Below are 13,354 nucleotides of genomic sequence, written 5' to 3' on the forward strand. Positions count from 1 at the left end.
GATTTTTGATGAAAATGCCTATCTGAAAAAGAAGTAATAGAAAACACTTTACTTTTAGATCAGAACCCGGTATAATCAATTCTGTTGCCGATTATTTACGACATGCGGTCGTGGTGGAATGGCAGACACGCTATCTTGAGGGGGTAGTGGGCGTATGCCCGTGGAGGTTCGAGTCCTCTCGACCGCATCATATGAACGATGAAGAAGAAGCTTTCCGTTATTGGAAAGCTTCTTTTTTTGTCTTTTTTCGAACAGTATGACATTTGGGTTGAAAAAAAGGCCATCCATTACCGGGGGCAATGGTGCTCTACCTTCCGGCTACGGGTGGCCTGTGTATTATTTTTGGAGTAAGTTCTTGATATCTTCTTCAATCTTGTCAGGTGTTGTTTTGGGAGCATAACGTTTCAGTACCTGTCCGTTCTGATCCACAAGGAATTTGGTGAAATTCCATTTGATTGCTTTAGAGCCGAGCAAGCCAGGAGCTTCTGTGCTAAGGTGTTGGAAAAGTGGGTGAGCGCTTGAGCCGTTCACATCAATTTTCTCAAACATGGGGAAGCTCACGCCATAATTCATCTGACAGAACTCGGCAATATCGTCGGAAGAACCTTTTTCCTGTGCAAACTGGTTGCTTGGGAAACCAAGAACTTCAAATGGAGCATCTTGAAACTTGTCTTGCAGTTCTTGCAGACCTTTGAATTGAGGGGTAAGGCCGCATGAGCTTGCCGTATTCACAATCAGGAGCACTTTGTCACGGTAGTCGGACATTTCAACTTCTTGACCGCGAAGGGTATTCACTTTGTAATCGTAGACTGTCATCTAAATCGCCTCCATTGATATACTCTTATATCTTCTATTATATTGGTTGCAATTAAATATTGCAAAACTAATATAGTGTTAAAAGAATCAAAACAGACAAGTTGTGCAGAATACGTGAATGAATTGCGAAGTGATTTTCGTCAGAGTGAGAATTAGATAGCCTTGAAGAGATGGATAGAGTATAACCTTATTGTAAGCGTTATTATGGATGATTATTGGCAAAAATCTGCCGATTCGGTGATCTCTGCGGACTTTACACCGTCATGGCGGGGGTGTATGATTCATAACGTAATTTCAATTTAAACTAAATTGTACTTGAAAAACGAAACAAACGATAATATCGCTCGATCTTACCTTGAGATATACGAACGATGTTTTAATCGCTGAGTTTCCATTCATTGATGAATGGGAAACGGGGGAACCAACGGAATGCGCTGTCCAGGACAGTGGGCATTCATGGGGTGAATTTTCCGGTGACAGCCGGAAATAGGGCGACTCTCGCGCCCGAATCCGTCAGCTAACCTCGTAAGCGTTAAAGGGAGAGGCAACAAGCCGTACGCTGGTTCATGGTGTTTTCGCCATGGGTTATTTAAGAAGCGTTCGGGAGGCCTTGGTCCCCCACGCTTCTTTTTTGTTGTCTTTTCACGCCAAGGGAGGAACGAATGATGGATACTGAGATGATCTTAGTGACTGCTCCAAATGAAGCAGGACGCAAATTTATCAAATTGCTGATGTACAAAAAAATGCCGTTTGCCGTTCTAACCAACAGTGCAGGAGAAGAGCGGAGACTCCGCAGAATCGGGGTAGAGCATGTTATTCGAATGAATACGGCTGCAGCTCAAAAATGGTTTTTGCCGCAGGGTAGCGTAGGCAATGTGTTTATTTTCGAGAACAGTCTGAATCTGACCTGTCGTTATTTGCAGATCTGCCGTTCATGGACATCTAAATCCCTGTGTGTCATTACGGAGCAGAGTAATCCAAAGGGCATCTATCGGGGGATGGGCGCAGACCGGATTGTATATTCGCTCAATGGGGAAGTCGGCTTTCTCCTCAATGGTTGATGCCATAGCTTGTGATTGCTCAGGTGTAAGGTGCCTGTTATAATTGAATGTATTAGAATCAATTTCAGAATTCACTCAAGGTATTATGAAATTGATTCATCGATAAACGGAAATTTGAGGAGACTCATGCATAATGGTGGGTCTTCTTTTTTATGCTTACAAGGAGGAATTGGCGTGCCGGATGTAGGTGGATTAAAGTGGTTGTTTTTTGATGTTGGAGATACGCTGGTGGATGAATGGGAGCCGGTTGATGATATTATCGGACAATTCGTCCGTGAAGCTTGTGCTTTGGGGTATCCGGTGACAATTGAGGCGGTACGCGAACTGTTCGCGAACTGTTACCGGAAATATGAGCAATGGCCCATGAGAGTGGCTATTCGCACATTCATTGAAGACGAGAAGCACCAGAAACAGATTCAGGACAAGCTGAAGTTTCAAAAAGATCTTGAACGTCCTTTTCCTTCAGCGGATTCCGTTCTTCAGCAGTTGTCACGGTATTATCGTATTGGCATTATTGCCAATCAGAGTCCCGGAACGGAAGAGAGACTGGAGAGTTACGGATTACGGAAGTATGTTGACGTTCTGGCCTGTTCGGCTGAAGAAGGGGTGTCCAAGCCAGACCCTGAGCTATACGCTGTGGCCTTGAAACAGGCAGGCTGTGAACCGGAGGAGGCTGTCATGGTCGGGGATCGGATTGATAATGACATTATTCCTGCCCGGAAGCTGGGCATGCGCACGATTCGAATTATGCAGGGTTATGGGAGATTCCAGCCGGAACGATCGGATGACGAACGTGCGGATTGGACCGTTGATTCATTGGATCAGCTCCTGCCTTTACTGATACCAAACCAGGATTAGATGATTGCGTATGAGAGGTTCTACTCTAAATGAAAACACGTTGCTGTACAGCAACAATAAAAGGCTGATCACTTGGGTATAGCATACCGGAGTCGATCAGCCTTTTAATTATTTAGTCGATTAGAACCAGATTAGAACAACCGGATTGTCTGAATGATCAGATATACATTCAGCACAACGATAACAGCGGCAATGACCCATGAGATGATTTTGAGCCATAACTTGTTGGCGAATGCACCCATGCTTTTTTTATCACTCGTGAACATCACCAGAGGGATTACAGCAAAAGGTAATTGAAGAGACAGCACAACCTGGCTCAAAATGAGCAATTCTTCTGTGCCATGTTCGCCTGCAATCGCTGTAACAATTACCGCCGGAATGATGGCAATCAGACGTGTAACCAGTCTGCGCAGCCATGCTGGAATTCGAATGTTCAGAAAACCTTCCATAACAATCTGCCCAGCGAGTGTACCTGTAAGGGTAGAGTTCTGACCTGATGCTAACAGCGCCACACCGAACAGAATACTTGCAACCGTTGTACCCAATAGAGGTGTCAGCAGATGGTAGGCATCAGCGATCTCGGCAACCTGCGTCATACCAGCACTGTGGAATACAGCTGCAGATACAATCAGGATGGCTGCATTAATGAATAGGGCCAGTGTCAGTGCGATTGTAGAGTCCATGGTCGAGTACCGAATGGCTTCTTTTTTGCCCTGTGCTGTCTGTTCAATCTGACGGGTCTGCACAATGGAAGAATGCAGGTACAGATTATGCGGCATCACGGTTGCTCCAATAATACCAATAGCGATATAGAGCATGGCCGGGTTTTGCAAAATCTCAACATTCGGTACAAAACCATGGAGCACACCGCCCATATCTGGTTTCGCCAGGAAGAGGTCAATCCCGAAGCAGAGGGCAATGGTTGCCATCAGCACAATGACGAGTGTTTCCAAAGCGCGGAAGCCTTTGTTTTGCAGTACAAGAATCAGTAGTACATCGACTGCGGTGATGATCACGCCGTATAACATGGGAATGTTAAATAACAGCTTTAACGCGATGGCAGAACCTATAACCTCAGCCAGATCGGTGGCTGCAATGGCAAGCTCACACAGAATCCATAACATCATGACGACAGGCATGCTAAAACGTTCGCGACAGGCTTGAGCCAGATCTCGTCCAGTGACGATGCCGAGCTTGCCAGCCAGCGATTGAAGTACAACGGCCATCAGGTTCGAGAGTAGGATGACGGATAACAAGGTATACCCGAACTGCGAGCCGCCTGCGATATCTGTTGCCCAGTTGCCGGGGTCCATGTAGCCTACGGCAACGAGGTATCCAGGGCCTACAAAGGCGAGGAATTTCTTCCACCATGCAGCATTCTGTGGAACTTTCATGGAGTTATGCGCTTCTCCGAGTGAAGGCGCCATGCCCGCAGTAGATAATGATTCTCTTGAAGGGGCGTTGAACGGATTTTTTTTACTCATACGATAATCACCTGACTTTGAAATATTGATGCGGAATGAACCGCTTATGATATATCTAAATTTTTATGTTTATTGTTACATTGTACCCCTTCAATTATTTTTGTCTAGTGCAACTTTTATGTATCAGCACAAAATTTCTGCTGCAGCTTGAAGATGCCCCTTCGTATATTACCCAACCTTAGAGAAAATACAGCCATGAAGTTGAAATGCATGAAAATAATAAAGATGTAAAAGCTGATAAAGATCCAAAATGCGTTTCAAAATGAGCCAGAAGTTTAAATTGAAAGGAAGGCAGTTAAAAATTATATTGATGAGGGAGAGATTCTTAATGGAAGCTTTATATACAGCAGTAGCGACAGTTAAAGGTGGACGTACAGGTTCGGTGACTTCTTCAGATGGCGTGCTCAAGCATGATCTGAAAATGCCCAAAGAGCTTGGTGGTTCCGGTGGTGAAGGTACCAACCCTGAGCAACTCTTTGCAGCTGGATATGGCGCCTGTTATGAAAGTGCTCTTGCCAATGTAGCACGCAAAGCGGGCGTGAAATTGGAGAATGTGGTAGTAACAAGTAACGTATCCATTGGTAAAGACCCTGCGGATGACGGTTTCCAATTATCTGTTCGTCTGGACGTGAGTATGCCTGGTGTGGATCACAGTCAAGCCGAAGATCTGGCCCGCAAGGCGCATGATTTCTGTCCGTATTCCAAAGCAACACGCGGCAACATTGATGTTGTATTAAACGTAGTCTGAGATTTGACTTCCTGTAAGTAACGGGGAACATATAGAGCAGGGTATCCTGGATACCTGATGTTCAAGTACAAAGCCCTGCTGGCAATCGGCAGGGTTTTGTGTTGATTAAATATTGGACATGATGCAGGATATTCCATGCCAGATCGCGTACTATTTTACATAATTGCACTCCCACTTCATGCTACACATTCCATAAAGGGGGAACGAAGATGAGTATTGAAGAGATGATCGAGCGGCGATTTGTATGTACGAAATGCAGGAGCACAGATTGTAACATTAAGGAAATTTCCATGTCAGGAGCAGGCCTGAGCAAGGTGTTCGATATTCAGCATAACCACTACCTGTTTGTGGGCTGTGCTTCCTGCGGGTATGTTGAAGTTTTTGATCCAGATGTCTTGAAAGGTAAAAAACAAGGGCAGGTAGGGACGATTCTGGATATTCTGTTTGGCGGGTAGACATGCGCGAGTTGACATTGACCTGAATTTTCTTTAATATAACTTAGTACTGAGTAGTGTCATTGCATGAACCAAATTTGAATTAAACAGGTGATATCCATGTCTTATAGACCGCGTATTGCAGATTTAGAATTAGCTTATGGTAACAAGGAAGACGGATTGTATGAATTCAAAATGAATTTGGTAGACGGTACAAAATGCCGTGTATTCTACTCCCGTTCCCCGGAATGGAAGATGACCAATATCAGCCGTCTGCAGAAAACCCCTTGTCCAGTATGTCGCAAAGATTTCATTTGCAAATGTATGGACCAGTGGGCAAGTGACCTGCATCAACAGATGATCGACGACCAATGGATGGAAAAGGCAGTTACGGAGTAATTGTCGGACAGATACGAGCGTGGGCACAATGCCTGCGCTCTTTTTCTTTATATTTTCCATTAATGCGTGTTCAAAAAGAGCGGTTTTCAGTACGAGAAGATGGGATGAAGCTAGAAATGGAGTAGCGGAGCGTAGGGAAAACTACGTGAGCAACGGACATTTCGGCTGAATTCCATATTCGATGCTGATGATGCCACCAGGCATCCTTCGTAATCAAAAGCGGACTTTTTGAACTACCTCTAGAAGAAATAAATTTAGAATTAGTGAACAAGATGGCCCATATTGGGTAAGTTACTCTAACCGCAACAATAGGAGGCAGCCAATATGACAGCAAACCAAACGGATGTGCATCAGGGACATCCCATCGTACTGGTGGATGGCGTCTGTCACTTCTGCCAGGGCTTAACCAAGTGGATTATTAAGCGTGACCCGGAAGGGAAATATCATTTTGCTTCGCTCCAATCGGATGTAGCCAAGGAATTGCTGGAGAAAGGCAATTTGTCGACAGATAGTATGGACACCTTTGTTCTGATTGAAAATGGAACATACTATACACGTTCAACCGCCGCACTGCGATTGGCTAAAGGTCTGAAGTTTCCTTATCCATTGTTATATGTGTTTATGATCATACCGAAATTTATTCGTAATGCAGTCTACAACTGGGTTGCACGCAACCGCTATCGTTGGTTTGGCAAAGATGAAGCGTGCATGTTGCCTACACCGGAGATCAAAGATCGGTTTTTGTGATTAATAACGGGAATTATTGGGTAATCACTACAGATCATATCTATTTTGGGAGGACAACAACTTGAAGAAGTGGACTACAATATTTATCGGGGCATTATTAGCAGTGAGCTTGGCAGCATGCAGTAACGACACAGATAATACGGCAACGCCGCCAGCGACTAACAACGAAACGTCTAACGAGGGCAATACACCTGCAGAGCAGGAAACAAAGATCCCTACCCTGGACGAGTTGATTACCAAAACCAATGCAGCTACGAAAGAAATGAAAAGCTTCACAACTGAAGCCAACATTGATCAGAATCTGAATCTGGATGCTGGTGAACAGTCCCAGGATCAACAGGTTAAAACATCGCTCAAGATGGATATTATCAAAGATCCAATGATGATCTATCAAGAGATGAATATGGAAATGTCGGGACAGGAAGCGCAGAACGTAAAGCAGTATATTACTTCGGATAAAATCTACTCTCAAGTTGGGGAGCAATGGGTTGCGATTCCTGAGGCTCAAACGAGTGAACTGATTGAGCAGATGAAAGCAAGCATGAATCCCGAAGGTGAATTGGAGCAATTCAAAAAGATCGAAGAAGATACTGAAGTGACCGAAGAAGGCGACAATTATGTGATTAACGCTGACGTATCCGGTGATAACGTGAAGGAACTGGCCAAAGCCGTGATGGAGCAAAACGGATCGGATGCCCAGATGCAAGCCATGCTTGATCAGATGAATATCACCAGCATGAAGATGAAATATATGATCAACAAAGAAACCTACCTGCCTGCAAGTACGGACGTCAACATGGTCATGGAGATGGAACAGAATGGACAGAAAATGACGATGGACATGAAGATGACGAGTACATTTTCTAACCACGATCAAGTGGAAGAGATCAAGATTCCACAAGAAGCATTGGATAGTGCAAAATAATTTGGTTATGCCAAATGTGCTGAAGATGATTTAATGCGGTAAGCGAGCATCAATGTATGCCGTTTGCAGGGCACCTCTGAACTAGATCTGTGTGAGCCGTGAGGTTTACCGGATTGGGTTCAGGGGTGCTTTTCTTTTTAATGGAGATTATGGTCAGGGTTCAAGGTGTTATAGTATAGTCATATTTAATTAGAGAGGGGGATATAAAAGATGATTGAATATGCACACATCCACCATGTTAGTCTGGCTGTTCGTGATCTGGAAATCGCGAAGAAGTTCTACTCGGGGTTACTGGGCATGCAGGAGATTGAACGCCCAGCCTTCCGCTCCACGGGTACATGGTACGCTATCGGCAGCCAGCAGCTTCATCTGCTTCAGCACCCGGAAGGTCACACGCTACGCGAGGCTGGTATTGATACAACAGACGGCCACTTTGCGATCTGGGTCACCAGTTATTCAGGGACTATAGCCTGGCTGGAGCAGCAGGGAATTGAGTATGAAGCGAGACCTGAGAGTGTAGCTGGATTCGCACAGATTTTTGTACTTGATCCTGACCGTAACATTATTGAGTTCGATTCACCCTATCACTCTTAAGGGAAAAATGGTTAGAATAAATCCCTTGCTCCACCAGAAATTGTATGCTATATTATCCATACATTCATAGCACGTGACGGAAGCACCGTCCATATACTGCATGTTCATGCGGTTACTGGACGGTGCTTTTTTGTGCTTTTTTTGCAGGGAGGGAAGGAGAAATTGATTGTACTAAAGGCAGTATTGGTTTCCAAAGACAGAGATTATATCAGTGCCTGGCTTGATTATGTACAGGGAAGTTCGTCAGGTTTCCAAGTGCGTTTTACGGCCTTCTCCCAATGGGATTCGTTCAGAGATCACATGAACGAGCAGCAGGAAGGTCGGGAGATGCCGGATCTGGTCGTTGCGGAACCGGAATTCCTGAACAACTGGTTGAGTAACGGCGGAGAAGCATCGGGTGTACCTTGGCTAATGCTGAGTGAAGGGATGGACGAGGTGGACGAGGCGAAGCGGCTGATGAAATACCAACCCTTGCCTACGTTACTGGAAGCTGTGATGAATGCTTGCCGGCAGCCGCGCCGCAAGAAGATGCATCGTCCGGGGCAGGAAACCCTCTCTATTGGTGTATTGTCCGCTTCGGGTGGAAGTGGTAAAACGGCAGTGGCCCTGCACATGGCGAAGCAGTTGGGGCTCGCAGGTTATGCTGTCCTCTATCTGAATCTGGAGACGCTGGATAGCACGCTCCCGTTTCTGGAGAAGGGATTTTCTAGAAGTGGGCAACGCCACCCGGATGCGGAGACGGGGTTGTCACGCCTGCTTTACGATCTGAAGGTGGGCAGAAAGGAATCGGGCAAGCAGCTACAGGTGCAAGCCAAGGCTGTGGATGGATATGTGATCCGGCATGAAGCGTTGAAGTCTGATGTATTCTGGCCATTATCGAATCGGAAAGAACTGTTGCAGATGACTCGTGAGGATACGTCGAATCTGCTTCGTTATTTAACGGATTGCGGACAATATGATGTGCTGGTTCTTGATGGCGATTCCGGTTGGGATGGGCGCAGTGAAGGGGTGCTGGGTGCAGCAGACGCATTTGTCTGGCTGGTTGAGGATGATATATCTGCCATGCATCGATGGGGACAATGGTTACAGCATGCTGAGCGTACGAAGCCGGATCTGTACGAAAGTGTGCTGAACGGTTCACGCTTTGTGGTTAACAAATATCGGGACAATGTCGTCAATGCACTTCCACGGCCTGATCTGCATCTGGATGCGGTGTTGCCCTATATTCCTTCATGGAAGCAACTTAGTCAGGAGGAAGTCATGCTTAGTTCTCCGATCTTCCAGCGCGAAGTGAAAAGATTATGTGCCATGCTGGTACAAGATGGCGAAGAAGAATTGAAGCAGACGGGGCGAATTCAGAAGCAGGATCGGTGGGCGTTATGACGGAGTCATCCAATCGAATACTGGATCGTGAAGAACAGTTTCAGATCATGCGCAGGGAGGTCAGGGCAGGCCTGGATTTAACCTCTTCGGCTGGAGACGATGAACTGTGGCAGGGGATAGAATGTAAAGTTCTCACTGATCCGAAGCTGGATGATCTGACCTCCGGAGAACGTCATACGCTGGTACAGCGATTGTTTGACTCCTTTCGTGGATTGGATATTCTGCAGCCGCTCGTGGATCATCCCGATATTACGGAGATTATGATCAATAGTCATAAGGAGATTTTTGTGGAGCAGGAAGGTGAAGTCAGCCAGATCACCCTAGAATTTGAGTCCAGGGAACGGCTCGAGGATATCATTCAGATGATTGTGTCCGGAGTAAACCGGATTGTGAATGAGTCTTCTCCAATCGTGGATGCCCGGTTAAAGGATGGTTCGCGGGTCAATATCGTGTTGCCTCCCATTGCCTTGAAAGGCCCTACGATGACGATTCGTAAATTTCCGAGTGAGCCGATGAAGATGTCTGATCTGATTGATAAGGGAGCCTTGCATGAAGAAGCCGCAGAACTGCTGCAACAGTTGGTACGGAGCAAATACAACATCTTCATTGGAGGTGGGACTGGCTCGGGGAAAACGACCTTTCTGAACGCCTTATCCCAATTCATCCCTGCCGATGAGCGGATTATAACGATTGAGGATTCGGCTGAACTGCAGATTGTAACGGTACCGAATCTGGTGTCACTGGAGACACGGAATGCGAATACCGAGGGCAAAGGGCAAATCTCCATTCGTGATCTGATCAAGTCTTCCTTACGGATGCGTCCGAACCGGATTGTCATTGGCGAAGTAAGGGGCGCGGAAGCGTTGGATATGTTACAGGCCATGAACACAGGGCACGATGGGAGCTTGTCTACAGGGCATGCGAATACCATTTCGGATATGATCAGCAGACTCGAAACGATGGTGCTCAGCGGTGCGGATCTTCCCATTGCGGTTGTACGACAACAGATTAGTTCCGCAATCGATATATTTGTACATTTATCCCGGTTAAGGGACCGCTCACGGCGGGTGACAGAAATCAGTGAAGTGATCGGTATGCAGAACGGTGAGGTTTTGCTGAATCCACTGTTTCGTTTCCAGGAACAAGAAGAGCGTGAAGGCAAAATTATTGGCGGGTTAGTACAGGTTGGAAAGTTGAATCAGGTGGATAAAATTCAGATGGCTGGGCTCGGGGACTGGCTGGATGAATACATAGAACAATATAGTGTTGAATCAGATTCATCAGATAACAACGTGAATTAAAGCCATTGGAAGGTGATTACTGTTGGGTGAAGCCAGACAGATGTTGACGGATTACACCGTATATACGCTTTCCCGGAGACAACGAATGGTCTGTATGCTGATTAGTGGTCTGCTGTTTTTTGGCATCGGAATTCTGTTCTACCATCATTGGTTGGCTGGAGCGATCTTGGCTGCGGGTTGCATATGGGTACCAAAACATTGGACTAAAGTGCTGTTGGAACGAAAAAGAATGACACTCAGTTTACATTTTAAGCAAGCGTTATATGCATTGTCTTCGGCACTGGCCGCAGGAAAATCGGTGGAAAATGGATTCAAGGAATCCGTAGAGGATCTGCGGATGTTGAACCCGGAAGCGGATACCGATCTGATTCGTGAGTTCACGATATTGCGGACACGGATGGAGTATGGACAACCAATCGAAGAGGCACTACAGGATTTTTCGGATCGGGCGCAGATTGAAGATATTACGAATTTTGCAGATGTGTTCATTACGTGCAAACGAACTGGCGGGGATCTGGTTGAGGTTGTGCGTCGTACCTCTGCGGTGATTGGTGAGAAGCTGGACATTCAGCAGGATATTATGGTCGCGGTATCGCAGAAAAAGTTCGAATCAAAGGTGATGTTTGCCGCTCCATTTATTTTTCTGATATTCCTCAATCTGACCGCCAAGGATTTTATGGAGCCACTATATAGCGGGATGGGGTATCTCATCTCTAGTGGTGCATTGGCAGTACTGGCCTGCTGTTATCTATGGGTTACTCGAATTATGGATATCAAAGTATAAGGAGCTGAAACGATGCTGCTTCCCGTTATAGTTGCAGGGATGCTCGGAGCGGGATGGCTGGTGCTGGATCGAACCCGGGGACAGACCTACCGGCATCTGCGCAAGCTGAATATGGAAGGATTACGACTGAAGAAATTGCATGGCCCGTTCCTATTTGTACTGGACAAGTTCGAGATTGGACGCAGATTGCCTGTGCTCATGTTTCGGATGCAACATGCCATTCAGAAAATGTATGGCATACAGCACAGTGGAGAGAAAACGATGCTTTATTGCGCTGAAATGTTGACTTATACGTGGCTCATGTTGCTGGTAGGTTGTCTGTTAACACTCGTTGGAGATATGGGTATCGGAGGCATGGTGGGTGGACTCGCGTTGGGTATAGCTTTACCTTTTGCACTTTATAAAGACCTCAATACCAAGGTTCAGCGGAGAGATCAGGACATCCTCATGGAGCTGCCCGAGCTGCTGAACCGAATTGTTCTGCTGGTGGGCGCTGGGGAGACCGTTCAGCGTGCCATCGTTCACTGTGTGACAAGCCAAGGGGAACGGGATCATCCGCTGTACAACGAACTCAGAAAGACCGTGGGGGATTGGAATAACGGTTATTCGTTTCAACAATCATTTGAACAGTTCAGCCGCCGTTGTGGTGTGCAGGAAGTGACGATTTTTACGACGACGGTCCTGCTAAATTTCCGGCGTGGGGGAGGTGACTTTGTATTGGCGCTGCGGGATCTGTCACATGTGTTGTGGGAGAAACGCAAGGCTGTTAGTCGGGCGAAGGGAGAACAGGCTTCTTCTAAACTGGTGTTTCCGATGGTGCTAATCTTTTTTACGATTGTAGTCATGATCGGGGCACCTGCTTTTATGATGATGAATATGTAGGAGGAATTGGGATGATGGAAGTATTGAAAAACAAGGTGAACGCATTTTGGAAGGAAGAGGACGGACTCGGCACGTTGGAGCTGATTCTGATTATCGGCGTTATTATCATTATTGCTTTGATATTTAAAGACCAAATAACGGCACTAATCAAGTCTCTTCTTAGCAAAGTGGATACAAAAAGTAATGAATTTTTCCCGGGTTAACAGGCTGAAGAAGGAAGAAGGGAGCTTCACCGTTGAAGCCTCCCTGATCTTCCCTGTCGTACTGTTTATTCTTGTATTGTTGCTCTTCTTTACCATGTACATGTATCAAAAGACATTTCTGAATCAACACGCCTATGCAGCTTCCGAACGTGCAGCATATAGCTGGGACAACAGCAACAAGCAGGCGATGACGGGTGAATTTGTCGCTGGAGAACATGACAATCTGTACTGGAGACTGACGGATGATCGTATGCTTGGAGCGCTGTTTGGCTGGGCGGGAGCGGATAATCAGGTTAGTGTTTCTATACCTGCTGGTGAAGGCGGAAGTCTCTCGGAACAGAAATTAGCACAAGCGGTGCAACATATGCCCTCAGCTATGAAAGGAACAATTGAGTATCAGAATTCTCTGATTCAGCGGAAAGTAACAACCAAGCTGGACCAGGTAATTTCTTTGCCTCTTCCTTCTTTTTTGTTCGATTCAGGTAACCGTGTACTGACTCAAGGATCATCCGCAGTTGTTGAACCGGTGGAATTCATTCGAACGGTCGATCTGGTCCGTTATTATGCAGCCAAGTTTAAAGGCAAAGGCGGAGAAGCCGCGAGTACTGCTGCGGAAGCGGGACAGGTTGTGCAGCATTTTGGCAAAAGCAAAAAGTGAGAAAAGGAGGAGGGCAGAGCTGTTTAGAAAAAAAGACGGTGAGTTGGGGGCCGTAACCCTTTTTTTAATATTAATAT

At 46.2% G+C, this 13,354-nt stretch carries 16 protein-coding genes, 1 tRNA gene and 1 riboswitch; of the genes, 15 read left to right on the plus strand and 2 right to left on the minus strand.

Translation table 11 applies throughout. From position 1 onward, the window contains the following. Positions 1 to 104 precede the first annotated feature (104 nt). A tRNA-Leu gene (locus MHI06_RS07055) sits at positions 105 to 187 on the plus strand. A 149-nt stretch (positions 188 to 336) separates the two neighbouring features. Here the strand turns inward: MHI06_RS07055 and MHI06_RS07060 are convergent. After that, positions 337 to 816 carry a glutathione peroxidase gene (locus MHI06_RS07060; RefSeq protein WP_091015296.1) on the minus strand — a complete coding sequence of 160 codons (480 nt, stop codon included), beginning with the start codon at positions 814 to 816 and terminating at the stop codon, positions 337 to 339. Positions 817 to 1,187: 371 nt separating this feature from the next. Beyond that, positions 1,188 to 1,363, plus strand: a riboswitch (cyclic di-AMP (ydaO/yuaA leader). A 115-nt stretch (positions 1,364 to 1,478) separates the two neighbouring features. On the opposite strand from MHI06_RS07060, the gene MHI06_RS07065 reads away from it, so the two are divergent. Together MHI06_RS07065 and MHI06_RS07070 are read left to right on the plus strand one after the other, a co-directional pair. Next, positions 1,479 to 1,877, plus strand: a complete 399-nt coding sequence (locus MHI06_RS07065) for a hypothetical protein (RefSeq protein WP_248278103.1) — start codon at positions 1,479 to 1,481, stop codon at positions 1,875 to 1,877. A 174-nt stretch (positions 1,878 to 2,051) separates the two neighbouring features. Then, positions 2,052 to 2,735: an HAD family hydrolase gene (locus MHI06_RS07070; protein WP_340400954.1), complete on the plus strand. Its 684-nt coding sequence runs from the start codon at positions 2,052 to 2,054 to the stop codon at positions 2,733 to 2,735. Positions 2,736 to 2,866: 131 nt separating this feature from the next. On the opposite strand, the gene MHI06_RS07075 is transcribed toward MHI06_RS07070, so the two are convergent. Next, complete coding sequence (locus MHI06_RS07075; protein ID WP_340402071.1) at positions 2,867 to 4,162, minus strand: Nramp family divalent metal transporter; 1,296 nt, start codon at positions 4,160 to 4,162, stop codon at positions 2,867 to 2,869. A 385-nt stretch (positions 4,163 to 4,547) separates the two neighbouring features. Between MHI06_RS07075 and MHI06_RS07080 the strand changes: the two genes are divergently transcribed. The 12 genes from MHI06_RS07080 to MHI06_RS07135 all read left to right on the plus strand — a co-directional run bounded on the left by MHI06_RS07080 (position 4,548) and on the right by MHI06_RS07135 (position 13,277). Beyond that, positions 4,548 to 4,967: an organic hydroperoxide resistance protein gene (locus MHI06_RS07080; RefSeq protein ID WP_017690005.1), complete on the plus strand. Its 420-nt coding sequence runs from the start codon at positions 4,548 to 4,550 to the stop codon at positions 4,965 to 4,967. A 209-nt stretch (positions 4,968 to 5,176) separates the two neighbouring features. Next, entirely contained in the window at positions 5,177 to 5,422 is a 246-nt protein-coding gene (locus MHI06_RS07085) for a zinc ribbon domain-containing protein (RefSeq protein WP_169480105.1), read from the plus strand. A gap of 99 nt (positions 5,423 to 5,521) precedes the next feature. Then, positions 5,522 to 5,800 carry a hypothetical protein gene (locus tag MHI06_RS07090; RefSeq protein ID WP_017690003.1) on the plus strand — a complete coding sequence of 93 codons (279 nt, stop codon included), beginning with the start codon at positions 5,522 to 5,524 and terminating at the stop codon, positions 5,798 to 5,800. A gap of 324 nt (positions 5,801 to 6,124) precedes the next feature. Further along, positions 6,125 to 6,547 carry a thiol-disulfide oxidoreductase DCC family protein gene (locus tag MHI06_RS07095; protein ID WP_340400955.1) on the plus strand — a complete coding sequence of 141 codons (423 nt, stop codon included), beginning with the start codon at positions 6,125 to 6,127 and terminating at the stop codon, positions 6,545 to 6,547. 61 nt (positions 6,548 to 6,608) lie between these two features. Further along, entirely contained in the window at positions 6,609 to 7,472 is an 864-nt protein-coding gene (locus MHI06_RS07100; protein WP_340400956.1) for a DUF6612 family protein, read from the plus strand. Positions 7,473 to 7,682: 210 nt separating this feature from the next. Further along, positions 7,683 to 8,066 (plus strand): VOC family protein, encoded by a 384-nt coding sequence (locus MHI06_RS07105; protein ID WP_145320399.1) that lies wholly within the window; start codon positions 7,683 to 7,685, stop codon positions 8,064 to 8,066. A gap of 162 nt (positions 8,067 to 8,228) precedes the next feature. Then, entirely contained in the window at positions 8,229 to 9,449 is a 1,221-nt protein-coding gene (locus tag MHI06_RS07110; protein WP_340400957.1) for a ParA family protein, read from the plus strand. Further along, positions 9,446 to 10,750, plus strand: a complete 1,305-nt coding sequence (locus tag MHI06_RS07115; protein WP_340400958.1) for an ATPase, T2SS/T4P/T4SS family — start codon at positions 9,446 to 9,448, stop codon at positions 10,748 to 10,750. The genes MHI06_RS07110 and MHI06_RS07115 overlap by 4 nt, the downstream gene beginning before the upstream one ends. Before the next feature lie 22 nt (positions 10,751 to 10,772). Then, complete coding sequence (locus MHI06_RS07120; protein ID WP_017689997.1) at positions 10,773 to 11,534, plus strand: type II secretion system F family protein; 762 nt, start codon at positions 10,773 to 10,775, stop codon at positions 11,532 to 11,534. A 12-nt stretch (positions 11,535 to 11,546) separates the two neighbouring features. Then, complete coding sequence (locus MHI06_RS07125) at positions 11,547 to 12,416, plus strand: type II secretion system F family protein (protein WP_340400959.1); 870 nt, start codon at positions 11,547 to 11,549, stop codon at positions 12,414 to 12,416. 11 nt (positions 12,417 to 12,427) lie between these two features. Beyond that, a complete protein-coding gene (locus MHI06_RS07130) occupies positions 12,428 to 12,619 on the plus strand; it encodes a Flp1 family type IVb pilin (protein ID WP_169480099.1) in 192 nt (63 codons plus the stop codon). Continuing rightward, positions 12,600 to 13,277: a TadE/TadG family type IV pilus assembly protein gene (locus MHI06_RS07135; RefSeq protein ID WP_340400960.1), complete on the plus strand. Its 678-nt coding sequence runs from the start codon at positions 12,600 to 12,602 to the stop codon at positions 13,275 to 13,277. The genes MHI06_RS07130 and MHI06_RS07135 overlap by 20 nt, the downstream gene beginning before the upstream one ends. The last annotated feature ends 77 nt before the right edge of the window (positions 13,278 to 13,354 follow it).

It is taken from the genome of Paenibacillus sp. FSL H8-0079 (assembly GCF_037991315.1).
Lineage (GTDB): Bacteria > Bacillota > Bacilli > Paenibacillales > Paenibacillaceae > Paenibacillus.